20 protein-coding genes and 2 pseudogenes are annotated in these 23,107 nt (G+C 72.9%); 12 read left to right on the top strand and 10 right to left on the bottom strand.

Annotated elements, in window-relative coordinates; genetic code table 11:
- Positions 1-76: 76 nt before the first annotated feature.
- The 3 genes and pseudogenes from OCT49_RS36420 to OCT49_RS36410 all read left to right on the top strand — a co-directional run.
- Positions 77-508 (top strand): annotated as a pseudogene (locus OCT49_RS36420) (TetR/AcrR family transcriptional regulator); the annotation flags it as partial.
- Positions 509-652: 144 nt separating this feature from the next.
- Complete coding sequence (locus OCT49_RS36415) at positions 653-859, top strand: hypothetical protein (RefSeq protein ID WP_283856442.1); 207 nt, start codon at positions 653-655, stop codon at positions 857-859.
- Positions 860-1,184: 325 nt separating this feature from the next.
- Positions 1,185-2,111 carry an SDR family oxidoreductase gene (locus OCT49_RS36410; RefSeq protein ID WP_283856441.1) on the top strand — a complete coding sequence of 309 codons (927 nt, stop codon included), beginning with the start codon at positions 1,185-1,187 and terminating at the stop codon, positions 2,109-2,111.
- 150 nt (positions 2,112-2,261) lie between these two features.
- Here OCT49_RS36410 and OCT49_RS36405 read toward each other — a convergent pair whose 3' ends face one another.
- The 3 genes from OCT49_RS36405 to OCT49_RS36395 form a co-directional block, all read right to left on the bottom strand.
- Positions 2,262-3,629 carry an MFS transporter gene (locus OCT49_RS36405; protein ID WP_502963518.1) on the bottom strand — a complete coding sequence of 456 codons (1,368 nt, stop codon included), beginning with the start codon at positions 3,627-3,629 and terminating at the stop codon, positions 2,262-2,264.
- 50 nt (positions 3,630-3,679) lie between these two features.
- A complete protein-coding gene (locus OCT49_RS36400; RefSeq protein ID WP_283856439.1) occupies positions 3,680-4,339 on the bottom strand; it encodes a TetR/AcrR family transcriptional regulator in 660 nt (219 codons plus the stop codon).
- Between the two features lie 115 nt (positions 4,340-4,454).
- Positions 4,455-4,898, bottom strand: coding sequence for a nuclear transport factor 2 family protein (locus OCT49_RS36395; RefSeq protein ID WP_283856438.1), 444 nt, complete (start codon positions 4,896-4,898; stop codon positions 4,455-4,457).
- 525 nt (positions 4,899-5,423) lie between these two features.
- Between OCT49_RS36395 and OCT49_RS36390 the strand changes: the two genes are divergently transcribed.
- The 4 genes from OCT49_RS36390 to OCT49_RS36375 are packed head-to-tail and all read left to right on the top strand — an operon-like array spanning position 5,424 to position 14,339.
- A complete protein-coding gene (locus OCT49_RS36390) occupies positions 5,424-6,836 on the top strand; it encodes an acyltransferase domain-containing protein (protein ID WP_283856437.1) in 1,413 nt (470 codons plus the stop codon).
- Positions 6,833-12,910: an SDR family oxidoreductase gene (locus tag OCT49_RS36385; protein ID WP_283856436.1), complete on the top strand. Its 6,078-nt coding sequence runs from the start codon at positions 6,833-6,835 to the stop codon at positions 12,908-12,910. The genes OCT49_RS36390 and OCT49_RS36385 overlap by 4 nt, the downstream gene beginning before the upstream one ends.
- Positions 12,907-13,593 (top strand): 4'-phosphopantetheinyl transferase family protein, encoded by a 687-nt coding sequence (locus OCT49_RS36380; protein ID WP_283856435.1) that lies wholly within the window; start codon positions 12,907-12,909, stop codon positions 13,591-13,593. Before OCT49_RS36385 ends, OCT49_RS36380 begins: the two co-directional genes overlap by 4 nt.
- Positions 13,566-14,339 carry an SDR family NAD(P)-dependent oxidoreductase gene (locus OCT49_RS36375; RefSeq protein WP_283856434.1) on the top strand — a complete coding sequence of 258 codons (774 nt, stop codon included), beginning with the start codon at positions 13,566-13,568 and terminating at the stop codon, positions 14,337-14,339. The genes OCT49_RS36380 and OCT49_RS36375 overlap by 28 nt, the downstream gene beginning before the upstream one ends.
- Before the next feature lie 207 nt (positions 14,340-14,546).
- On the opposite strand, the gene OCT49_RS36370 is transcribed toward OCT49_RS36375, so the two are convergent.
- Together OCT49_RS36370 and OCT49_RS36365 are read right to left on the bottom strand one after the other, a co-directional pair.
- Positions 14,547-15,035 carry a hypothetical protein gene (locus OCT49_RS36370; protein WP_283856433.1) on the bottom strand — a complete coding sequence of 163 codons (489 nt, stop codon included), beginning with the start codon at positions 15,033-15,035 and terminating at the stop codon, positions 14,547-14,549.
- A 153-nt stretch (positions 15,036-15,188) separates the two neighbouring features.
- Positions 15,189-15,662 carry a MarR family winged helix-turn-helix transcriptional regulator gene (locus tag OCT49_RS36365; protein ID WP_283856432.1) on the bottom strand — a complete coding sequence of 158 codons (474 nt, stop codon included), beginning with the start codon at positions 15,660-15,662 and terminating at the stop codon, positions 15,189-15,191.
- Between the two features lie 61 nt (positions 15,663-15,723).
- Here OCT49_RS36365 and OCT49_RS36360 point away from each other — a divergent pair, with 61 nt between their 5' ends.
- A complete protein-coding gene (locus tag OCT49_RS36360; RefSeq protein ID WP_283856431.1) occupies positions 15,724-16,113 on the top strand; it encodes a cupin domain-containing protein in 390 nt (129 codons plus the stop codon).
- Positions 16,114-16,246: 133 nt separating this feature from the next.
- On the opposite strand, the gene OCT49_RS36355 is transcribed toward OCT49_RS36360, so the two are convergent.
- Entirely contained in the window at positions 16,247-16,612 is a 366-nt protein-coding gene (locus OCT49_RS36355; protein WP_502963509.1) for a helix-turn-helix domain-containing protein, read from the bottom strand.
- A gap of 6 nt (positions 16,613-16,618) precedes the next feature.
- Between OCT49_RS36355 and OCT49_RS36350 the strand changes: the two genes are divergently transcribed.
- Positions 16,619-16,891: a zinc-binding dehydrogenase gene (locus OCT49_RS36350; protein WP_349632842.1), complete on the top strand. Its 273-nt coding sequence runs from the start codon at positions 16,619-16,621 to the stop codon at positions 16,889-16,891.
- Positions 16,892-17,103: 212 nt separating this feature from the next.
- Positions 17,104-17,580, top strand: coding sequence for an SRPBCC family protein (locus OCT49_RS36345; RefSeq protein WP_283856429.1), 477 nt, complete (start codon positions 17,104-17,106; stop codon positions 17,578-17,580).
- Positions 17,581-17,736: 156 nt separating this feature from the next.
- Here OCT49_RS36345 and OCT49_RS36340 read toward each other — a convergent pair whose 3' ends face one another.
- Positions 17,737-19,149: an aminopeptidase P family protein gene (locus OCT49_RS36340; RefSeq protein WP_283856428.1), complete on the bottom strand. Its 1,413-nt coding sequence runs from the start codon at positions 19,147-19,149 to the stop codon at positions 17,737-17,739.
- Positions 19,150-19,367: 218 nt separating this feature from the next.
- Between OCT49_RS36340 and OCT49_RS36335 the strand changes: the two genes are divergently transcribed.
- The gene (locus OCT49_RS36335) at positions 19,368-20,351 is read left to right on the top strand and encodes a helix-turn-helix domain-containing protein (RefSeq protein ID WP_283856427.1); all 984 of its coding nucleotides are present in this window, start codon (positions 19,368-19,370) and stop codon (positions 20,349-20,351) included.
- 134 nt (positions 20,352-20,485) lie between these two features.
- Here the strand turns inward: OCT49_RS36335 and OCT49_RS36330 are convergent.
- Positions 20,486-20,692: pseudogene (locus tag OCT49_RS36330) on the bottom strand (RidA family protein); the annotation flags it as partial.
- A 1-nt stretch (position 20,693) separates the two neighbouring features.
- On the opposite strand from OCT49_RS36330, the gene OCT49_RS36325 reads away from it, so the two are divergent.
- A complete protein-coding gene (locus OCT49_RS36325) occupies positions 20,694-21,458 on the top strand; it encodes a hypothetical protein (protein ID WP_283856426.1) in 765 nt (254 codons plus the stop codon).
- A gap of 72 nt (positions 21,459-21,530) precedes the next feature.
- Here OCT49_RS36325 and OCT49_RS36320 read toward each other — a convergent pair whose 3' ends face one another.
- Together OCT49_RS36320 and OCT49_RS36315 are read right to left on the bottom strand one after the other, a co-directional pair.
- Positions 21,531-22,484: an HAAS signaling domain-containing protein gene (locus OCT49_RS36320; protein WP_283856425.1), complete on the bottom strand. Its 954-nt coding sequence runs from the start codon at positions 22,482-22,484 to the stop codon at positions 21,531-21,533.
- Positions 22,481-22,819 (bottom strand): PadR family transcriptional regulator, encoded by a 339-nt coding sequence (locus OCT49_RS36315; protein WP_283856424.1) that lies wholly within the window; start codon positions 22,817-22,819, stop codon positions 22,481-22,483. The genes OCT49_RS36320 and OCT49_RS36315 overlap by 4 nt, the downstream gene beginning before the upstream one ends.
- Between the last annotated feature and the right edge of the window lie 288 nt (positions 22,820-23,107).

The following is a 23,107-nucleotide window of genomic DNA, read 5'->3' as shown; positions in this document are numbered from 1 at the left end:
GTGGTACGAGTACGTCGCGGCGCCCAGCGCGAGCCCCCACAGCCCTCGGAAGCGCCGGAACGGACCGGGCCCTTTGCGGGCGGCCGAACCGCCGCTCGTCCCCGCGCTGCGCCGCGCGACCGAGGCCCTGGTACGCCACTGCACGGCGGACGGCACCGCCCCGATCCGGCACATGATCGACTCCTCATCGGCCCTGCGGGAGTACGAGGAGTCCATGAGGCTGCGTCACGCGGAGACGCTGGCGACGGCCATCGCCGCCGACCCCGACCTGCCGCAGACCGCAATGGCCTGCCGGGTGGTCGCGAGGTTCGTGATCGACGCCTATTCGCTGGCCCGGGAGGCGGCCGATCCGGAGGCCGCGCTCGACGAGGTCTTCCGGATGATCGAGGCGGCCTGGGAGGCCGCCCGCCCCTCGGGGGAGCGCAGCCCGGCGGCTTCCCGACCCGGAACGGCCCCTGAATCGGAAGGCCCTTGCCTCGGAAGGCCCCTGACCCGGAACGGCCCCTGAGCCGGAACGACGGCCTTGCCGCAGTGGCGCCGGGGCGGCGATGCTGGGCCGGTGCCAGGACAGCGGAAGAGAAAACGCCAACGGGAGGCCGGGCCGCGGGCGGCCCTTCACACCGGTTCCGGCGACGGCGCGGGGGAGTGGCGGGTGGTCTTCGAGACCCAGGACGTGACGCAGTGGCATGCCCACTTGCGCCGCCTGCGTGCCGGGGAGGAGCGGATCGACTGGGCGATGACCCGGATCGACACCCTCTGCGGCCGCCTGGTGCACCCGACCACCTACCGGCTGAGCCTGTTCGTGCCCGACCCCGCGCGCGATCCGGACCGGGAGCGCCCGGATTGCTCCTGGCCGTGAGCGTCAGGGCGGTTGATCCCGCCGGCGTCCGGTAGGGGGAGGTCCGAGAGACGGAGGAGGAAAGGCGACACAAGGTGTCCGGTTTCGAGCCGAGCATGGTTCCGCCGACAGAGGTCGGCAAGCGTCGATAGACGTCGACAAACGCCGGCAGTCAGAAGGCGTCGGCAGTCGGAAGGCGTCGGCAGTCGGAAGGCGTCGGCAGTCGGAAGGCGTCGGCAGTCGGAAGGCGTCGGCAAGTACCGACGCGGCCGACGCGGGCCGAGGCGGGCCGACGCCCGTGGACGGAGAAGAGCGGAACCGAATGAAAAGGACACCGGGGGAACCCATGCCCGACAGGACGACACCGGACCTCGAAGGAAAGATCGCACTGGTCGCGGGAGCCACGCGGGGCGCGGGACGCGGCATCGCCGTCCAGCTCGGTGCGGCGGGCGCCACCGTCTACGTCACCGGCCGCACCACCCGGGAACGACGCTCGGAGTACGACCGGCCCGAGACGATCGAGGAGACCGCGGAGCTCGTCACCGCCGCGGGCGGAACGGGTATCGCGGTTCCGACCGACCACCTGGAGCCCGACCGGGTCCGTGCGCTGGCCGAACGCGTCGACGCCGAACAGGGGCGGCTCGACGTGCTGGTCAACGACATCTGGGGCGGCGAGCGGCTGTTCGAGTTCGACCGGCCGGTGTGGGAGCACGACCTCGACAACGGACTGCGGCTGCTCCGGCTGGGCGTGGAGACCCACGCGATCACCAGCCACTTCCTGCTGCCCCTGCTGGTACGCCGACCGGGCGGCCTCGTGGTCGAGATGACCGACGGGACCTCCGCCTACAACACGGCGAACTACCGCAACTCCTACTTCTACGACCTGGTCAAGAACAGTGTGTTGCGCATGGCGTTCGTCCTCGCGCACGAACTGGAACCGCACGGCGGGACGGCGGTGGCCCTCACCCCTGGCTGGCTGCGATCGGAGATGATGCTCGACGCGTTCGGCGTCACCGAGGACAACTGGCGCGACGCGCTGGCCACGGTGCCGCACTTCTGCATCTCGGAGAGTCCGGCGTACGTCGGACGGGCCGTCGCCGCGCTGGCCGATGACCCCGACGCCACGCGCTGGAACGGCCGGTCACTGTCCAGCGGCGGGCTCGCCCAGGAGTACGGCTTCACCGATCTCGACGGTTCCCGCCCGGACTGCTGGCGCTACCTGGTCGAGGTCGAGGCCGCGGGTGCACCGGCCGACGCCACCGGTTACCGGTGACCGGATCCACCGGCTGTCGATGACCGGATCCACCGGTTTCCGACAGCCGGTGGCGTCGGCTTCCGGTGACTGGATCCACCGGTTTCCGGTGACCGGCGGCGTCGGCTCCTGGTGACCGGCTCGGGCCCGGGCGATGGGGGCGGCGACTGCTCAGCTGCCCGTCCGGCGAGCGGGTGCCGCCTGCGGTACCGGTGCGGAGGCCGGGGCGCGTCCCTCGTGATCGACCGGGCGTCGGGGCAGCCGCGACGCGGGCAGCAGGCCGAGAGCGGCGAGTGCGGCCAGGACCAGCAGGGTGGGCCCCATCGTGGACTCAGTGGACCCGGCGGACCCGGTTGCACCGGCCGCGACGGCGATCCCGAGGGTCGGCCCGATGTTCATGGCGGTCTGCTTGAGTCCGCCGACGACCCCGGCGTACCCGGGCGGCGCGTCGCCGACGACGGTCCCGGTGGCAGTGACCATCACCGTGGCGAACCCGGCACCGACGATGGCGAAGGCCGAGGCCATGGCCGTCCACGGAGCGGTCGGGCCCAGCCGGGACAGCCACACGATGCCGACCACGACGAGGCCCGTGCCGACGATCGCCGTGCTGCGTGCACCGTACCGGCGCAGCGCGACGTTCGCGGCCGGTGCGCCGAGGACCATGAGCGTGGTCAGCGGAAGAACGCGCAGACCGGTGGCGAGCGGGTCGAGGCGAAGGGTGTCCTGGAGGTGGAACGTGGCCCTGAACAGCGCGCCGAACAGACCGGCGGTGACGACCAGCAGGATCGCCATCGACGCCGTCACCGGTGTGGACCGCGCCACGGCGGGCGGAACGATCGGGTGCGCGGCGCGGCGTTCGTGCCGGACGAGCACCGCTGCGACGCCCGCGACGGCGAGGAGCTCGAGCAGCGTCGGCGCGGCGGTCCACCCCCGCGCGGGCACCTCGGCCAGGGCGTGCACCAGGAGCGCGAGTGCGATCGCGAGCAGGCCCGCACCGGTGAGGCCGAGCCGCGAAGAGCTCGTACGCCCGGGCGCCGGTGCCCGCACGGCGAGGACGAGAGCGGCGATGACCAACGCGACGGGCACGTTGATCCAGAACACCGAGCGCCAGCCCAGATGTGCCACGAGCACCCCGCCGAGGATCGGACCGGCCCCCGCCGCCACCGCGATCGCACCGGTGCGGATGGCGATGGGCGTGCCGAGCCGGTCCGCGGGATACGTCGACCGCAGCAGCGCGAGCGTCGCGGGCTGCAGGAGCGCGCCGAACCCGCCCTGCACCGCGCGCAGGATCATCACCCAGCCGACGGTCGGCGCGAGCACGATCCCGGCCGAGGCGGCCCCGAAACCGAGGACGCCGACGAGCAGCAGGCGCGGATGCCCGTACCGGTCCCCGAGGCGCCCGGCGATGACCAGCAACGCGGCCACCGCGACCAGATAAGCGGTGCTCGTCCACTGGACCTGCGCCATGTTCGCGCCGAGATCACGCTGCAGGCTGGGCTGCGCCACGAGCAGGACGGTGCCGTCCAACGCGACGATCATCGCCCCGGCCACGCTGACCAGAAGTGCGAGCCGCTGCTGTACGGGTGTGGTCACGGGGTCACCGGGCCCAGATGTGCGTCCAGAACCGCCGCGATGATCCGGTCGCGTTGGCCGTGGTCGGGGTCACTGCCCAACGGCTGTTCTCCCAGGGCGAGTTGCAGACTGCCCCAGGCCCACAGCTGGGCGACGCCGTGCAGGTTCGCCCACAGGGCGGCGGCGACCACGGCGGGCGGTGGTACGGCTTCGTCCGGCCTGTCGGTGCGTCGCGCGGCATCCTCCTGTTCCGCTCGGCACCGGGCGACGAGTTCGGTGATGTGGCCGAACAACGGGAGGGTCGACTCGCGCAGCCGGGGCTGGTCCGATGCCTGCGGAGTGCTGTCGAGCAGGTCGTGCCGGAACATCAGCTCGAACATGCCGCGCCGTTCCAGCGCGTATCCGACGTACACGCGCGCGAGGGCCTCCAACTGACCACGTGGTGCGCTCGTGCCGGCGACCGCGGCCTCGAACCGGGCTCCGAGGTCCTGGAAGCCGCGCCGGGCGACAGCCGAGAGCAGCGCGTGGTGGGTGGGGAAGTACCGGCGCGGCGCCCCGTGCGACACCCCGGCTCGACGTGCTGTTTCCCTCAGGCCCACGGACGCGGAGCCCTCGCTGAGCACGAGGTCCACCCCGGCATCGATCAACCGCTCGCGAAGGGAGCTTCCATCAGTCATGGGCAGTGTCTACCAGGACGGGGTAGACACTGTCTACTCGCGTGGGTGGCGATGCTCCCCGCCCGCGGGCAGGGGTGCTGGGGTGCCGGGGCGTCGTGGTGCCGGGGCGCCGGGGTCAGGAAGGGGTGCACGCCGCGGCGATCGACACGCTGTTCTCGTAGAGGTGGTGCCGGGTGATCCGGCCCTCCTCGACGGTGAGGCGCAGGGCGAAGGGGCCCTCGAAGGACTTCCCCGTCGCGCGCACGGTCCCCGAGAGGTGCCCCATCAGGACGGCGTCGGTGCCGTCGACGAGGAACGTGTCGACGGAGACCCGGGCGTTCTCGGCCACCGTGTGCGCGGCCAACTCCTCGGCCTGGGCGGCGCATTCGGCCCCGGTGGAGCGCGGCCGGATCCACGGAACGACGGGATTCTCGGCGAGCATCCAGTCGACCTCGTCGGCGAAGAGTGCGACGATCCGCCCGGTGTCCCCGGCGATCCGGGCGGCGAGGAACTCCCGGACGACGCGGCGGGTGGTGTCGGCGACAGAACTCGCTTTGTTGTCGGTGGACTTGATGATCATGGCCGCTCCTCGGTCCTGGACGCCGGAAACCTTGTCGGGGATCTCGTCGGGATCTCGTCGATGTGCACCACACTGCCGCGGCGGGGGAGTGCGGTCGATTACCTCGGAGGTAATGGCCGGGCGGGGGACTTTGCTTCTTTGCCTCCTTGCTTCCTTCGCCCGTGCTCTGCGCCCGCACTCTCGTCACTCATGTGGGTGATGACCGTGGGTGCGGCTGACGGTACGTTGAGTATGCGTGTGCATGGGGGTGGGCATCAGCCCTGGTTCCGTTTTCTGTTCCGTTGCTTGTCCCTGATGCCTGTCCTGGTCCTCGTTCCAGCTGTCACACTGCACGCCGCGCATCGTGCGTAGCGCACTGCACGCCGCGCATCGTGCGTAGCGCACTGCACGCCGCGCGTCGCACACCGCGCAACATTCCGTATTCCGCCTCCCTCGCTTCCCCCTTGCGCATGCCCCATCGCGCTGGGCGGACGGCGCGACCTTCTCAAGGATCTTCCAAGTCCCGCTCTGTGCAGAGGAGTTGCTTTGGTCGAGCGCTGTGCTTTCGTGTTTCCGGGGCAAGGGGCTTATCTGCCCGCCGTTCTCGCCCGGCTCGCCGTCGACGAACCACTGGTCGAGGAGACACTGCGCCCGCTGGACGCCACCGCCGTCCGCCTCGGGCGGAGCGCCCCCTCCCGTCTTCTGCTCGACGAGCGGGCGCCGGCCCTGTCCGAGCTGGTGGACGAGGCCCCGGCGGATCTGCACACGGCGCTGTTCGCCGCCGAGATGGTGCTGTTCCGGTTATTGACGGAACGTCATAAGCTGTGTCCCGACGTGCTGTTGGGGCACAGCTTCGGCGAGTTGGTGGCCCTGACCGCAGCCGGGGTGTACGAGCCGACGGAAGGCATGGCGTTGGTCACCGCCCGCGACGAGGCGTTCGCCGCCCGCCCTCCGGAGCACGGCGGAATGCTGGCACTGGAGATGTCCGCCCCCCGGGCCGAAGCACTGCTGGTGGGCCTCGGGGAGTGGGAGGTGACCTTGGCCGCGGACAACAGCCCCCGCCAGTGCGTGGTGTCCGGCCCCGTGGAACCGTTGGGCCGGGTACGGCGGGCCGCCGGGGCGATCGGTGTCGGAGCGACCCCCTTGCGGGTCCCGTACGCCTTCCACCACCGCATGCTGGCCGCCGTGGCGGGTGACTTCACCCGTCGGGCGACCGCGCTGCGGGCCGGGCCCGCGCGGCATCTGCTGCACTCGGCGATCCTGGGACGGCGGGTGGACGACACCGACGCGGTGGCCGACCTGGTCGCCGCCCACCTGGTACGTCCCACGCGGTTCACCGACGCGGTCCGACTGCTTCACGCGCAGGGCGTGGAGGTGTTCGTGGAGTGCGGCCCCCGCGGCACCCTGAGTGATCTCGTGACGGCGACGGTACCGGGCGTACGGGTGGTCGCACCGCTGCGCCGCAGGGTGGGCGGCCCCGAGCTGGCCGAGTCGCTGAGCGGCCTGACACCGGCTTCCCACACATCCACCGCTCCCCATGCGTCCCCGATACCCACGGCACCCCCGACAGCCCCATCACCCCCGACAGCCCCATCACTCCCGGTGGCCCCATCACCCCTGGCGGCTCGGGTCCACCGGCCCGGCCCCGCGGCCGAGGGGACCCCGTCGGGTGCGGAGGCGTTCCCGGACCGGCGGTCCGTCGTGGCCACGCTGCGGACCCTGTACGCGGCGGCGTTGGGATATCCGCCCGAGGTCCTGACCGACGACGCCGACCTGGAGGCGGACCTCGGAGTGGACTCGATCAAGCAGACCGAATTGTTCGCCCGGGCCGCCACACGCTTCGGCCGTACACTGCCGACGGACGGCTCCCGCCTGACCAGGTACACCACCCTGGACGCGTTGGCCGGGCTGTTGAGCACACTGCCCGCGGACGGCACGGGTACGGGGGCACCGGCATGAGCGGCGGCCGGCCCGAAGTGCCCGCGGCACGGGATCTCGCCGGAAAGATCGCCCTGGTCACCGGGGGTGGCAAGGGGGTCGGGGCGGCGATCAGCCGTGAACTGGCCCGGCACGGCGCCCTCGTGGTGGTCAACTCCTTCCACTCGCCGCGGGCCGCCGAGGAGACCGTCGCGTCGATCCGTACCGCCGGGGGCCGGGCGGAGCCGCTGCGGGCCAGCGTCGCCAAACACGACCAGGTGACCGCGATGTTCGCGACCCTGGCCGAGCGGCACGGCGGCGTGGACATCCTGGTCAACAACGCGGCGCGGGGCGTGTTCGCCCGTTTCGACGACCTCACCGACTCCGAGTGGCAGCGGGCGCTGGACACCAACCTCCACGGAGCCCGCTGGTGCGCCCTCGAAGCGGCGCCGCTGATGGCCGCGCGCGGTGGCGGTGCCATCGTGAACGTCTCGTCCGTCGGTGCCGGGCTGGCCATGGACAACTACCTGCTGGTGGGGGTGTGCAAGGCGGCGCTGGAGGCGATGACCCGGTATCTGGCCGCCGATCTCGGCCCGTCGGGAATCCGGGTGAACACCGCGTCGGCCGGGCTGCTGGACAATGCCACGGCCGCACTGTTCCCCGGCGCGGACGCCCTGCGGGCGACCTGCGCGGCGGCGGCCCCGCTCGGTGGGGTGGGGCATGAGGACGACCTCGCCCGGCTGGTGGCCTTCCTCGCCTCCCCGCAGGCCCGCTGGATCTCCGGGCAGTGCCTGCTGGCCGACGGCGGACTGTCCGTGGGCCGCGCCATGCTCACGCCCCACGGGGCCGCCCCGACTCCTCCGCCCCCGCCCCCTCCGTTCCCCACTCTTCCGTCCCCGCCCCCTCCGTCCCCGGCTCCGGCTTCGTCTCCGGTCCAGGTCCAGGTCCCGGCTCCGCCCCCTGTTCGGGCCGATTTCGCGTCGACCACGCGGCCTCCCGCCACGGAGCGGAACACGGCGCGCACGGTGGCTGTGGTGGGCATGGGCCTGGTGGTTCCGGGCGCCGAGGGGCCGGAGGAATTCCGGCGGCGGCTGATGGAGGGCGTCCCCCAGTTCGACGAGCCAGGAGAACGGTTTCCCCTGGAGGACTTCTGGTCGCCGGAGGCTGCCCCGGACCGTACCTACAGCCGGGTCGCCGGTTACGTCCGCCCCGCACCGGACACCGAAGAGGGCACCGGGCAGCACATCGGGAAGAGGGCCGACGAGAACGCGAAGGAAGAGGACTTCCTCACCGTGTGGACGCGCACCGCGCTCCTCCAGTGCGACGCCCCGCGTCTGGCGTCCGGAGCCGGTGTCCGCACCGCGTGCTTCGCCGGTGCCTGGGCCGAGGGATCCCCACACATGGAGGAGAGCCTGCTCGTCGAGGCCGCCGCCGACGGCATCGCGGAGCACTGGGACGGAGAGCAGGCCGAGGATCCCGAGGACCCCGGGGCGCTGCGCGCCCTGCTCGTCCGATGGCTGCGGTCCGCACACCGGCACGCGGGCGCACCGGCCGGACACCTGCCGACGGCGGCCCTGCGCGCCGCCGTCGCGTCAGTGCTTCTCCGGCCGGTACCGGTCCAGGTCGTCGACACCGCCTGCTCCTCCGCGCTGTACGCCATCGACCTGGGCGCCCGGGCCCTCCTGGACGGCGAGTGCGATCTCGCCCTGTGCGGCGGGGTGTTCTCCCTCGGCCCCCGTTACAGCGTGCTGTTCTCCCAACTGCGCGGGCTGAGCCGGTCGGGCGCGGTCCGGGCCCTCGACGCCGACGCGGACGGGGTGCTGTTCGCCGACGGGGCGGCGTTCGTCACCCTCAAGCGACTGGACGCCGCCCGGGCCGACGGCGACCACGTCCTGGGGGTGCTGGCCGGGTTCGGCGCGGCGTCCGACGGGCGCGGCCGGGCCGTCCACGCCCCCAACTCCAAAGGGCAGGAACGGGCGTTGAGCCGGGCTCGGGCCATTTCCGGCATCGCACCGGAGCAGATCGACTGGGTGGTCGCCCATGCCACCGGCACCCCGGTCGGCGACCGGGTCGAGCGCGGGGTGCTGGCGGAGCAACTGCCCCACGCATGGTGCACATCGAACAAGTCGGTGTTCGGTCACACCGGCTGGGCGGCCGGTGCGGTGTCGGTCGTCCACGCCCTGCAGGCCATGGCCCACTCCACGATCCCGCCGCAGATCCCCTACCGCTGCCCCGACCACGCGCCGCCGCTACGGGTACCGACCGAGCCGGTGGCCTGGCCGCGCCCGGCCGACCGGCCACGAACCGTGGGGGTTTCGGCGTTCGGTTTCGGCGGGACCAACGGGCATCTGCTGCTCCAGGACGCCCCCCGGCCCGGCGAGACCGCACCGGCCTCCTTGCCCGCCCCCGTCGAGGACGATCCGGTGGTCGTCGTGGCCTGGTCGGCCCACCTGCCCGGAGCCCCGGACGCGGCGGACATCGCACGCCGTCTGGCCGACGGACGCAACCCGGCGGCACGGCGCTCGTTCGGGGCGCGGTACCCGATCCCGTCCTTCGCCGAGGTACGCATCCCCGCGTCCACCGCCGCGGGCATCGACCGGGCCCAGCTCATGGCGTTGCAGGCGGTCGCCGCACTCGTTCCCCGGGACGCCCCGCCCCGGTGGGAGGGGCTGCGGGAGACCTGCGGGGTCTTCGCCGCCCACACCGGCGTCCCCGCCGCCTCGCCCGACACGACCGTCCGGTGCCACGCCGCTTCGCTGACCGGGGCGGTCGGGCGACCGCTGCCCGACGGACTCGACCGCACCGCGCTGCGCAGGGCCACCTCGGCGTTCCTCGACGCGGTGCGCGAGCGCACCCGCCCGGGGGAGGACACCCTGGCCGGGCTGATGCCGAACGTGATCCCCGCCCGGATCGCGGCCCTGCACGACCTGCACGGTCCCACCATGATCCTCGACACCGGGCTCACCTCGGGACGCAGCGCCCTCGGGGCCGCCGCCGCGCACCTGCGGCGCGGGGAGCTGGAGATGGCGCTGGTGCTGGGCGTCAACGGTGCCACCGGGCCCCTGTTCACCCGCCTGCACGACCCGGCCGGTTCCCGGCAGACGGCGGAGGGGGCCTTCGTCCTGGTGCTCACCCGGTCCTCCGTGGCCCGCGCCCGCGGCTGGCCCCTCCTCACCACCCTCGACACCCTGTCCGCCCGGCTGTCCGCCGGGCATTGCGCACCGGACGGACCCGGGTGGAGCTACCCGGGGGCCGACGACCTGGTGACCGCCCTACGACACATCGTCACCCACCCGCCGCATCCCACACCGCCGGACTCCCCACTGCCGACCCCCACACCGTCCAACCCCACACCGCCGGACTCCGCACTGCCGACCCCCACACCGTCCAACCCCACACCGCCGGACTCCGCACCGTCGAACCCCACAGGGTCCAATCCCGCACCGCCGGCCCCCACACCGTCCAACTCCACACCGCCGCACCCCACATCACCGGAGCCCACATCACCGGAGTCCACATCGCCGCACCCCACGCCGATGGCCCCGCCCCCGATCACCCGGCGGCACACCCTGAGCTGGGAGGCGGCCGGACCGTGCGGTACCGGTGCACGGCCGCTGCCGGCCCGCACCCTGGTGATCACCGCCTCCCGGCACACGAATGCCCTGCGCGCCATGGTCGAGGCCGGTGGCCGCTGCCGCCTGGTCGCCGTCGACGGGGACCAGGACCCGCAACAGGCCCTCGACCACGTCCTGGACGAGGCCCCGGAGGGGTTCCGGCACCTGAGGGTCGTCGCCGACCTGCACCCGGCACCCGCCTGGCCCGCACCGCCCGCCGCCGACGTACTGGCCGTGCAGGAGGCGGCGTTCTGGGCGGTACGCCGACTGCGCGACCGGCTCACCGAAGGCGGCACGGTCGCGGTGGGAGTGGCGGCGCCGTTTCTCGGGGAGGAGGCCGCCCCGCACGCCCATCTCTTCACCGGCTTCGTCAAGTCCCTGGCCTGGGAGCTGACCGGCTGCACCGTGCGCGCGGTGGTCGGCGACAGCACCGAGCCCCTGGCCGTACTGGCCGCTTTGGAGGGTGAACTCGCCCGCCCGGCCGACGGGTTGCCCGTGGTCCGCCACCGCGGCGCCACCCGCTACGTCCAGCGCCTCACCGAGAACGCCCCTCCCGCGCCGGACGGGGCCCCGCCGCTCGCCCCCGGCGCGGTGGTCGTGGCCACGGGCGGCGCCCGCGGCATCACCGCCGCCTGCCTGCTCGGCCTCGCACGCCAGGTGCCCCTGCGGATCCACCTCGTGGGGGCCGGCCGCCCCGGCGACGTCCCCGACGACCTGCTGCACACCCCCGACCAGGAACTGCTCGCGGCGCGCGCCCGCTACATCACCGACCAGTGCTCCCGCGCACCACGGCGGCCGGTGGGCGAGATCAACGCCGCCTTCGACCGCCTCCTGCACGCCCGCGAGTCCGCCCTGACCCTGCGGGCCCTGCGCGAGACGTGCGGCGCCGACCAGGTCCACTTCCACACCTGCGACGTCACGGACGCGAACGCCGTACGCGCCCTGGCCGACGCCGTCCGCACCCGGGAGGGCCACGTCGACCTGTTCGTCAACGGCGCGGGGCTGCACCACCCGGGTGACATCACCCGTAAGACCCTGCCCGACATGCGCCGTGTCCGCGACGTCAAACTGTTCGGCCACCACCATCTGCGCGCCGCGTTCACCGGCGCTCTCGCCCCGCGCCTGTGGTGCAACTTCGGCTCGGTCACCGGAGTGGCCGGCCTGCCCGGCGAGAGCGACTACTCCCCGGCCAACGACTTCCTGTCCGCCGCTGCTTACGTCGGCGACGACGGCGAGTTCACCATCGCCTGGACCATCTGGGACGAGACCGGTCTCGGCTCCGGGGCCGTCGTCCGGGCCCATACCGCACGCACCGCCCGGCTGTCCCGCATGACCACCGCCGAAGGAGTCGCCCACTTCCTGACCGAACTGCGCCGTCGTACCCACGACGAGGGCGGGAACGACCGGCTCGTCACCTTCATCGGCGAAGCCGAACACCGCTCCTTCGACGCCCGCTTCCCGGGCCTGCGCACCATCGGGAACACCGACCGCCACCACTCGGCCGACACCCCCCGGGCCACCCCACTTACCCCACCCATCCCGTCCGGGCTGCTCGGTGAACCCGTCACCCGGCACGCCGACCACGCCGTCTGGCACCTGGTCCTCGACCTGGACGCCCACGGCTTCCTGCGCGACCACCTGGTGGACGGCAGACCCACCGTGCCGGGGGTGATGCTGGCCGACATCGCGGTCCAGGCGGCCCGCGCACTGGCCCCCGGGCTGCCGCCGCGCGGCATCGACGACCTCGCCTTCAGTGCCTGGGTCCGCGCCCGCACCGACGGCAGACCCGCCCGCTACCGCGTCGAGGCCCGCCGTCGCGACACCAGGACGGCCTGCGCGGTTGCTGTGACCATCCGCTCCGACGTCGTCGCCCCCGGCGGACGCGTTCTGGCACACGACCGGGAACACGTCCGCGCCACGGTCCGGCTGGGCGGCACGGCCCCGCTGCCCGAACCGTACGGCCCGCTCGTCGGCCCCCACCGCACGGTCGACGACCCGTACTACGACACCGCCTCCCCGGTCCTGCTCACCGGCGCCTTCCGCGCCACCGACCGGTGCCGCGCCACCGGCTCGGGCACCGGGGCCCGCTGGCGCCCCGACCCGGAACGGCTGTCCGCACTGCCCCGGCTCTCCACCCCGGTCGTCCTCCTGGACGGGCTCGCCCGCACCCCCGCCCTCGCCCCCGCCCCGGACGGCCACCACCCCGTCGCCGTCCCCCACCACATCGAACGCATCACCCTGTACGGGCACGGCGACGACCACGACCTCGTCCGGGCCCACCCCACCGGGCTGCGACTCCACCACTCACCCGCCACCGGCACCAGCACCGCCACCACCCCGGACGGCCGCGTGGTCGCCCAGATCTCCGGCATGCGCGCCACCGTCCTCGCCCGCGTCCCGGCCCGCCCCCGCACCGCGACCGCCGCGACCCTCACCACTGCCGTGCGGGCCGCGACCGGACCGACCGCGGCCGGTCACCGGACCGAGGACGACACCCCGTGACGCCGGCGATTCCCCCACTCACCGGCGCCCGCCACCGCCGGGTGGTCTCCGCGGCGGGCCCGGTCGACCTCTGGTGGTACATCGCGCCGGGAGGATGCCCCGTACCCGGCCGGGTCCTGCTGCGCCACGCCGTCGCGGCGCGGCAGGCCCGCCCGGCCGAGACCGTCACCCTGGTCCGCGACCCGCTCGGCCGCCCCGCCCTCGCACCGGAACAGAACCTGCCGCCCCTGCGTCTCACCGCCGCCCACTGCGGGCCCGTGACCCTGGCCGCACTGGTCGCGGCGCCCCGGGGCGGCATCCGGATCGGCATCGACATCGAGCACCTGGCCTCCCCTCCACCGCCGGACCTGCTGCGGTACGCGCTCCGCCCGGGCGAGGCCACCGTGTCGGCCGACCGGCCCGAGACCATACGGAGGGAGGAGTTCCTCACCCTGTGGACGGCCAAGGAGGCCATGGCCAAGGCACTGGGATGGTCCCTGCTGCGGGCCCTCGTCGATGTCGAGATCACCCTGCGGCCCCGGCTCTCCCTGGCCCGACTGGGGCACGAACCGGCGCCCCGCGGCTGGCAGTTGCTGCCCCTGAACCTGCCCGGCACACCGCACACGATCACCCTCGTCACCCACCATCCGCCCTCCGGCCCACGACAGGAGAACACATGGACCTCACCGGCAGGACCGCGCTGATCACCGGAGCCACCCGCGGCATCGGCCTGGCCATCGCCCACACCCTCCACGCCCACGGCGCCCGGCTCGTCATCACCGGCCGCTCCGAGGAGGTCGGCCGGGCGGCCCTCGCCCGGCTGGACGCCGGGGACGACATCACCCTGTGCGTGGCCGACGCCACCGACCGGGCCGACGCCGAACGCGCGGTCGACGAGACGGTGGACCGCTACGGGCACCTCGACATCGTCGTCAACAACGTGGGCGGCGCCACCGACTTCGCCACCGTCGCCGACATCACCGACAACACCTGGCACCACACCCTCGCCCTCAACCTCGACTCCGCCCTCTACACCACCCGCCACGCCCTGTCCCACCTGATACCGCAGCACTCCGGCCGCATCATCAACATCGCCTCCATGGAAGGCCGTGACCCGGATCCCGGCCTGTGCGCCTACGCCGCCGCCAAGCACGCCCTGATCGGGCTCACCCGGGTCCTGGCCAAGGAAGTGGGTCCGTACGGCGTCACCGCCAACTGCGTATGTCCCGGTGCCGTGGAGACCGACTGGTTCACCGAACAGGGCCCCCGGGCCGCGCGCGTTCTCGACACCGACTACCCCGGTCTGTTACGCCACTTCACCGACCGCACCGCCACCGGCCGCCTGACCCGGCCCGAGGAGGTCGCCGCCGCCGTCCTGCTCCTCGCCTCCCGCGCCGGCTCCGGCATCACGGGCGCGTGCATCCCCGTCGACGGAGGCGCCACCGTCTGAAAGCTTCCCGGTACGGCACCGGGACCAGTGGCTTTGTGTTGAGGACAGCACGGCCGCCGCTCTTCGCCGCGACCCGCACCGGCAACCGGAGCGGCGTCCCGTCACGACACAACACAACACGACTATCGGCCGAACCAGTCGCCTCGGCCGACAGGAAACCGACCGAGCCGCACAGCGGGGCCGCCGACCGGGCCCACTGCGGAAGGCTCACCGGGGCGCGGGGGAATCCCCGGCCGCGCGTCGTCGGCCGGGCCACATGTCGTCGTACGCCGCGTCCATGAACCGCGCCTGCGGCCCGCGCAGCGCGGACGTGTCGTTCGTCCCGCCCCGGGCCGCCTCGGCGAGGCCCGCCGCGTAACGGTAGGTGGCACCCCGCAGCGGCTCGCTTCCGGCGGCCAGGTCGATCTCCGCCTGGGCGAGCCACAGGTCATCGACGAGCGGGTCGAGCTCCGGGTCGACCGCGGCGCCGTCACCGGACGGACGCCTGAGCACCGCCTTCTCCACCTGCGACGCGATGCTCAGAAACTTCAGGATCGCATCCTTCAACTCGGCCCGGTGCGCGGTCGATTCCTGGAACTCCAGCTGCCGGGCACTCATCCGCGAAACGAGGAACTGGCCGAACAGAGACCCGCCCGCGCCGAGTGCGACACCCGCCAGCGACAACAGCGCCGGCCCCAAGGTTCCCCAAGATCCCATGGCCGGATTATCTCAACACCGGTTCGGCGGGGTTCTCGGACCCGGGGCGACCGGACGATCGCGAAGGTCCTGCGCGTCCTCACCCCGCGGTCGACCCGCCACGGCCGTGGCGACCGCGCCCTCCACCGCGGCACCGCACCGCCCCGCCCCGTATCACCAGACGGGGCGCCACGGCGGGATCGAGTCCCCGGCCAAGGTGCGGATGAGCGCGGCGAGTTCGGCTCGCGGAACCTCCCGGCCGGCTTCGTGGAGCTGCTCGGCCAGCTGCCCCTCCAGTTCATGCAGGATCCGCCCGGCCGCAGTCAGGTGCTCCAATGCCTTCCCGGTCAGGACGACGAGCTTGCGCCGACCGCCGGCGGGGTGGGGCCGGCGCTCGACGTAGCCCCGCTTCTCCAGGTCGTCGACGATCTGGCCGGCGGCCTGCTTGGTGACCCCGAGCTGCTCGGCCAGTTCGCTGCTCGTCGCGCCGGAACCACGCAGCGCCTGGAAGACGAGCCCGTGCATGGGGCGCAGATCGGCATGGCCGGCGGCGTCGAGGCGGCTCACGAACTCGGAGAGGACGAGCTGGAAGGCCATCCCGAGCAGGAAGGTGAGCTCGGCACGCTCGAGGGGGTCATGGGGCTTCACCGGTTCATCTTGACACACCTGAATAAAGACACTTTACTCACTGCAAGTAAAGGAGCTTTATATGAGGGGTGCGCACATGTACGTGGTCAGTGAGAGCGATCGGCGGACGACCAGGACTCCGGCCGGCTCCATGTTCGGCCTGGCTGCCCCCAGCCAGGGCAGTACCGAGGTCAGTACCTGGCGGGTGGAACTGGGTGCGGACTCCGCCACGCCGGTGCACGTCATCGACCGCGAACAGGTGTGGATGCCCCTGTCGGGCGAGTTCGAGATCGAGGTGGAAGGCGAGGCCGGGCGCGCCGGGGCCGGTCAGGCCGTCATCGTGCCCGCCGGCGCGGTACGGCAACTGAAGGCCGCGGGCGGCCCGGCGGGGGCTCTGGTCGCCATGGCCGTGGGCGGCAAGGCGATGCTGCCGGGCGGCGAGGAGAAGATCCCGCTTCCGTGGGCCGAGTGACCCCTTCACCTTTTCCCCCGTGTGAACGGCCCGGCCGGGCCGTTCACACGGCCGACAGCACCCGCAGGCAGGGCGGGATCGGCCTTGCGAGCACCTGGGACGCGCGGCTCGCAGGCCCGGCGTTCCGGACGGGTCAACTCCCGGGAAGTGGACCGGCAGCAGGGGTTCCCCGACCGCCGACGAAAGTGACCGTTTCGGCGAGCGGAGCCCGGCCGATGCGGTCGTGACACGCGTCCGGGGCCTCGAGCCCGAGGGGTGTGGTCGTCCTCGCGCGGAAGGTCTGCCGGTAGGTCAGGGGCGCCACCCCGATCGTGAGCGCCATGTGCCGGCGCAGGGAGGCGCCGGTGCCGAGGCCGGCCTCCTCGGCGATGCGGTCCACCGGGAGGTCGGTGACCTCCAGCAGGCGGCGTGCGTGTTCGACGCGTTGCCGGGTCAGCCACTGGCCGGGTGTCATTCCGACCTCGTCCCGGAAGCGGCGCGAGAAGGTCCGTACGCTCATCCCCGCGTGCCGGGCCAGTTCGGCGAGCGCGAGGGGGCCGACGAAGCCGGCCGCAACGGCGTCCGGGCCGTGTTCATGGCGGTGGAGGCCGACCGCGCGGGCATGCGGGCCCTCGCCGAACTCGCCGAAAGCGGTGCGCTGCGTCCGCACATCGCCGAGGTGCTGCCGCTCGCGCGGGTCGGCAGGGCGCACGAACTCTCCGCGTCCGGCCGCACCAGCGGAAAGATCGTCCTGACCACCGACGCCCACCGCTCCACCTCCGAGGAGGAGCCCCGGTGACGGCGCACGCGGATCCGGCCGTGCCGCCGCGCGGTGTCCGGCCCGGCCGCGGTGTCCGGCCCGGCCGCGGTGTCCGGCCCGGCCGCGGCTCGCGTGCCGGACGCGCGGGGTGCGGTTAGGGTCGAGAAGCTGCTCGGCGGCAGGGGAGCCGACGCACGGCCGACAACGGTCATGGGGGTGCTGGTTCCGACGAAACGAGGAGCGTGGTCGGTGTGGCCCGGAATCGCCGGTTGATCCTGAGTTCGCCGTCCGAGGTCTGGGACCTGCTGTCCGACGGCCGTCGCTACGGGGAATGGGTCTCGGGAACACAACAGATCATCGACGTGGACCCGCACTGGCCCGGAGTGGGCGCCCGGCTGCAGGTCAGGGTCGGCGTCGGGCCGCTGACCCTCGACGACACCTGCGTCGTACGCATCTGCGAGCCGCGGCACCGCCTGGAACTGGAGGCGAAGGCGGACCCCTTCGGGGCGGCCCGCATCGCCATGAAGCTGATCCCCTGGGGCGAGAACACCCTCTTCGTCCTCGAATGGCACGCCCTGCGGGGGCCGGGCATCCGGATGCACGGCCTTCCCGTGGACTACCTCGTCTCGATCCGCAACGGCATGATGCTGACGAAGCTGGCCCGGATCGCGGTGCGCGAGCACCACGACAGTTCCGGTGACGTCCTGCGGAACACCCGGAGCCGATGAGCGCCTCCGTACCACGACCGACCCCGCTTCCGGCCCCGCTTCCGTCTCCGCCATCACGTGCGAGAACGCCCCGGCGCGTTGCCACGGTGGCCTCCGCCCGCACCCGGGCGGAGGCCACCGGCGCGGCCGGACCCCCTCGGCCGGACGGCCGGACGCTCAGCCCGCGTGCTGGTCCATCCAGGCCTCGACCTCGTCCGCCGACCTCGGCAGGCCCGCCGACAGGTTTTCGTGGCCGTCCTCGGTGACGACCAGGTCGTCCTCGATCCGGACGCCGATGCCGCGCCACTCCTCGGGCACGGTCAGGTCGTCCGGCTGGAAGTACAGGCCGGGTTCCACGGTGAGCACCATGCCCGGCTCCAGCACGCCGTCGACGTACTCCTCGTTCCTGGCCTGCGCGCAGTCGTGGACGTCCAGGCCGAGCATGTGGCCGGTGCCCGCCATGGTGAAGCGGCGCTGGAGACCGAGCTCGTACGCCCGGTCGGCCGGGCCCTCGATGAAGCCCCACTCGACCAGCCGGGCCGCCAGATGACGCTGCGACGCCTCGTGGAAGTCCCGGAACGCGGCACCCGGCTTGACCGCCGCGATGCCGGCCTCCTGGGCCTCGTACACCGCGTCGTAGACCTTGCGCTGCACGGGGGAGAAGGTGCCGCTGATGGGGAGCGTGCGGGTGACGTCGGCGGTGTAGAGGGTGTGCGTCTCCACGCCCGCGTCGAACAGGAGCAGGTCCCCCGGGCGCACCGGGCCGTCGTTCCTCGTCCAGTGCATGATCGTGGCGTGCTCGCCCGCGGCGCAGATCGAGCCGTAGCCGACGGCGTTGCCCTCCAGCCGCGCCCGGCGGAAGAACGTGCCCTCGATCCACCGCTCGGACGATGCGATCGCCCCGGAGAGGTCACCGATCGCATCGACGAATCCGCGCACCGTGGAGTCCACGGCCTTGCGGAGCTCGCCGATCTCCCAGTCGTCCTTGACGAGGCGGAGGCCACTGAGCGCCTCCTCCAGCTCGTCGTCGCGCTCCTCGTCGGTGGTGACGGCGGCCTCCAGGGCCGGGTCGACGCCGCGGACGATCCGGGTCGGCGCGCCGGAGGCGGCGGCCAGGTCCTCGGCCGCCCCGCGGACGTCCCGGCAGGGCAGCCCGAGCACGACCTCCGCCTCGGCGAGGGAACGGCGCCGGCCCATCCACAGCTCCGCCGTGACACCGGTCCAGAACTCGTCGTCGTCCCGGCCGTCCCGCGGCAGCTGGTAGCAGTAGGCGTCGTGGCCGCCGTCCGCGCGGGGTTCGAGGACGAGGGCGCCGTCCCGGGCCTGGTCCCCGGTCATGTGCACGTAGCCCGAGTACGGCCGGAACGGGTAGGTGTCGTCGTTGGAGCGGACCTTGAGGTTCCCCGAGGGGACGACGAGACGTTCGCCGGGGAAGCGCGCGGAGAGCGCGGCACGGCGGGCGGCCGCGTACGGGGCCTGCTCGTCGGGCCGCAGGTCGTGCCGCTCGGTGTCCGCCCACCCCGTCCGCATCAGGGCGGACAGTTCATCGGAGATCCCTGAGTAGAGACCGTTCTTACGGCCTTTCGCCACGGCGTGCACCTTCTTCCGGGTGGGTTTCCTCAGCTCAGCGGCGAGGGGCGGAGCGAGCCCTCCCGACCGGCTTGTCCCCGGTACGGCCCGGCCCCCTCGCAGCCACCGTTCGGCGGCGGCCCCGGGACGGTATCCCGTACCACCCGCCCCCGGTGCCCGGAAGTGCCACTGGCACGGATCGGACACGACACCGGCCGGAGTCGTCGACAATGAGGCCCATGGCGAACGCGAAAATCGGCGAGGCCCTCCGGCTGCTGGGCCTCGATCCCGCGGCGGTCCGGGTCTACCTGGCGCTGCTCGAACTGGCGCCCGCCCCGTTGAGCGGGATCGAGGCCGCGTCCGGCCTGGACGGTGCGGAACTGGCCGAGGCGTACGGCACGCTGGTCGCCGCCGGGCTGGCCAGTGCCGCCGAGGCGGGCGCGGACATGGTGGCCCCGGTTCCGCCCGCCGCGGGCCTGGAGATCCTCGCCCGGCACCGGGCGGCCGAGATCGAGGAGTCCCGCATCACCGTCGGGGGCGCGTTCGAGTCGTTCCGGCGGCAGCGGCTCGCCGCGTACAACGACGATCTCGTCGAGGTCGTCACCGGCGAGGCCATCGGGCCCAGGATGCGGCACGCCTGGGCGAGCGCCCGGGAGCAGATCCGGCAGTTCGAGTCACCGCCGTACTTCCTCCTGTCCGAGGCCACGGACGACGCGCTGGCGACGCTCGCCCGTGGGGTGACGCAGCGCGTCGTGTACTCGCGGGAGTCGCTGGAGTACCCGGGCCGGCTGAAGGACGCCATCGAGCCGTGCATCAAGGCCGGCGAACAGGCCAGGGTGCTGCCGTCGGTGCCGGTCAAGCTCGTGATCATCGACGAGGCGTACGCGCTCGTGTCGTTGTCGATCAAGGAGGCCGACGTGCACAACACCATGCTGGTGGTGCAGCCGTGCGGCCTGCTCTCCGCGCTCATCGCCCTGTTCGAGCAGTCCTGGCGGAACGCCCTGCCGTTCCACGGCCGCACCACCCGGCCGGGCGGCCTGCCGCCCGCCGACCGCCGGCTGCTGTGGCTCCTCGCGGGCGGTGCGAGCGACGACGTCATCGCCCGCGAGCTGGGAATCAGCCGCCGCACGCTGTTCCGCCGCCTGCAGGTCCTGATGGCCCGGCTGGGCGCCGCGAACCGCTTCCAGATGGCTTTGCAGGCACAACGCTCCGGATGGTTGTGACCGGGCCGCCACCGGAGCACCGGACTTCCCGCCGGACGCCAGCACCGCGGAGGCGGGCCGGCGGGCCGACGGGCGAGATGCCGGCTGACCGGCCGGGCGGCGGGCCGCGTCACGCCACGGTGGTTCCCTGTTGTGTCGATGCTCAGCGCCAACTGCGCCGCCATGTCGCCGTCGTGCCGGGGCCGGCCGTCGCCGCTCATCGCGGTCTGCCCCGAGAGGTACAGGGTCCGGGTGCGTCCGGAGACGAGTTCACCCTGGTTGAACCCCCTCTCCACCGACCACGTCACCGGGTTGACCGCCGTGTGTGATGATCGCCCCGAACCACGAGGAGGATGCGACACGATGAGCAGTCGGACGGACGGGGCCGGGACGGACGAGCCGGGCACGGGTGGTCGTGACGTCCGGTTCCGGCCGGGGGACGTACTGAGGCTGGAATGCCCGTTCACCGGGACCACGGTCGCCGGCGTCTCCCGCTTCCACGTCTCCGTGCGGTGGCCCTGGTCGGAGGTGGACCCGCAGGCGGAGAACTTCGGGTGGAACGGTCGGCGGGCGCTTCCGCTGCCCGAGGCCCACGAATGGGAGCTCTTCCGGACGCGACCGGCCGAGACCGAGCTGAAGCCGGACGACACCTGTCGGGTGGGAATCCCCCCGACCGTGGTGCACGTACTGTCGGTGTGTCACTTCGATCCGCCCCGAGTGACCGGGATGCTGCCGCGGCCCGCGACCTATCTGGAGGTCCTGCGGCAGGGCGAGACCCACGACCCCGAATTCGAGGACCAGGGCTACGCGTTCGACCCGGCGGGCGATGAGCCGATCCGCTTCGAACTGCTCTTCCGCCCCTACGCCTTCCTCGAACCGGGCGACGAGGTCACCGACCGGAACGGGCGCGCCTGGCGGTTCGACGCGGCCTGGGAGTGGCACGCCTTCGACGGAGCGGGACCGGGCGTCCCGGCCTGGCCGCTGACGCTGCTCTCCCGCGCCGGTGGGCCCACCACGCCCGAGGAGACGGCCGCGGTCGCCGGGGCGACCGCGGCCGGTGACCACGCCGAGGAGCTGGAGCGGTGGACCGAACTCACCGGTGCGAGCCCGGTGCCCCGGCAGTGGTGACCCGCCGGGGCCGGGCGGGACCTTCCCCGGGCGCGATGTAATTCCCCTGGAACTACGGAAGTTGACGAAGAGTCAGGCCCGTGCTTCGCGGAACCGCTTCACCACATCGCCCGCGCTCACCGCCAGTACCACCACCGCCGTCACGGTGTAGAAGGACTGCGGGGTCTGCCAGGCACCGTTGAGATCGGCCAGGAAGACCGGGTTGAACAGCTTCTGCTGGTGCAGGACCCACACCAGTGGCAGTGCGAAGGCCGCCTCGGCGCCGACGCTCCAGTACGCCAGCGAGAGCGTCCACGGCCGCACGGACCGGATCACGTCGAGCGCCACGAGGCCGGCGAGCCCGGCCAGGATCGGCCAGATCCACCCCGACCACAGATCCGGGTCGAGCACGTCGAGGGGGGTGCCACCGTCGGTCCGGTACGGCATCGCGGTGTGCTGCCAGACGATCAGGGCGATCAGCAGCGCGTGCCACGCCACCCGGGCGTGGACCGCCGGGTCGCGCTTCTTCGGCGCGGCGCGGTCGGGGAGGTCGTCGGGGGTCCAGGTCCTGCCGAGCGCGCCGGGCAGCTTGCCGGACCGCTCGACCAGGGCGAACACCACGGTGAGCCAGGCGAGCATCTGGGCACCGACGACGAGCACCGTCCCGACGGCCCCGCCGATCACCTCGCCGATGCCCCGGCCGTCCAGTACGTCGAGAACCGCGCTCAGGACGGTGACCGCGGGCAGCACGGTGGACAGCAGCACCGTGAGGAACCGGGTGTACGTCGGATAGAGGTCGGGCCCGATCAGGGCGAGCGGCCGGTCCGCGTACCGGGCGGCGAGCCGGATCGGGTCGCCCATCCCGGTGAGCACCTCGCGTTCGACGGCCTCCGGGGCGGCCGGGTCGCGGGCCTCGACGGTGTCGGCGATCGTGGCGCGCAACTCGTCGGCCACGTCGGTGCGTTGGTCGGCCGGTAGGCGCCGGACGACCTCCCCCACGTAACGGTCGGTCAGTGTGCCGGTGCCGGCCACCTGCGACTTGCTCAACGGTCCCCCTTGGTCAGTCGTGATATCGAGGTACAGAGGTCCTGCCACTCGCGCAGCAGTCCGGTGCGGACCCGGGCACCCTCCGGGCTGACCCGGTAGAACTTGCGGGGTCTGGACTCCTCGGTGTTCCACTCGCTGATGAGCAGCCCTTGTTTCTCCAGGCGGCGCAGCAGCGGATAGAGGGTGTTGCCGTCGACGGACACGCCGGCGTCGCCGAGGGTTTCCAGGAGCGCGTAGCCGTACTGCGGCTCCTCCAGGAGCGCCAGACAGGCCAGGACGACCGTGCCGCGGCGCAGTTCCTGGGCCTGGCTGAGGATCAGTTCATCGGTGCCCACGCATCACACGATACTGTGCGCCACACACTAATGTCACGTCGCGGGGTCAATGGCGCGGTCGAGGTGGGGGTGGCGCGGTCGACGCGGAGGGGAGTCCTTCGCGGTCCTTCGCGCACACCGTCCGTTCGTCGGCTTCTCGCCTTCGCCTGACGGAACATGACAGCCCGTCATCTCTCTCGGTGACGCCCTCGCTCCGAGCATCCGGTTCCCGCGTGCCGATGGCGGTTTCGTGCTGACATCTTCCTGCAACGCGCTTGCCCCGATGTGCGCGCACTGACTTACATGAAA

Origin of the sequence: Streptomyces sp. ML-6 (assembly GCF_030116705.1) — a bacterium.
Classification (GTDB): Bacteria; Actinomycetota; Actinomycetes; order Streptomycetales; family Streptomycetaceae; genus Streptomyces.
This window is presented reverse-complemented; position numbering and strand designations above follow the sequence as displayed.

Coding starts and splice junctions, on each gene's coding strand:
- OCT49_RS36410 (WP_283856441.1), top strand. CDS start 1,185: ATGCCCGACAGGACGACACCGGACCTCGAAGGAAAGATCGCACTGGTC.
- OCT49_RS36405 (WP_502963518.1), bottom strand. CDS start 3,629: ATGATCGTCGCGTTGGACGGCACCGTCCTGCTCGTGGCGCAGCCCAGC.
- OCT49_RS36400 (WP_283856439.1), bottom strand. CDS start 4,339: ATGACTGATGGAAGCTCCCTTCGCGAGCGGTTGATCGATGCCGGGGTG.
- OCT49_RS36395 (WP_283856438.1), bottom strand. CDS start 4,898: ATGATCATCAAGTCCACCGACAACAAAGCGAGTTCTGTCGCCGACACC.
- OCT49_RS36385 (WP_283856436.1), top strand. CDS start 6,833: ATGAGCGGCGGCCGGCCCGAAGTGCCCGCGGCACGGGATCTCGCCGGA.
- OCT49_RS36375 (WP_283856434.1), top strand. CDS start 13,566: ATGGACCTCACCGGCAGGACCGCGCTGATCACCGGAGCCACCCGCGGC.
- OCT49_RS36370 (WP_283856433.1), bottom strand. CDS start 15,035: ATGGGATCTTGGGGAACCTTGGGGCCGGCGCTGTTGTCGCTGGCGGGT.
- OCT49_RS36360 (WP_283856431.1), top strand. CDS start 15,724: ATGAGGGGTGCGCACATGTACGTGGTCAGTGAGAGCGATCGGCGGACG.
- OCT49_RS36355 (WP_502963509.1), bottom strand. CDS start 16,612: ATGAGCGTACGGACCTTCTCGCGCCGCTTCCGGGACGAGGTCGGAATG.
- OCT49_RS36335 (WP_283856427.1), top strand. CDS start 19,368: ATGGCGAACGCGAAAATCGGCGAGGCCCTCCGGCTGCTGGGCCTCGAT.
- OCT49_RS36325 (WP_283856426.1), top strand. CDS start 20,694: ATGAGCAGTCGGACGGACGGGGCCGGGACGGACGAGCCGGGCACGGGT.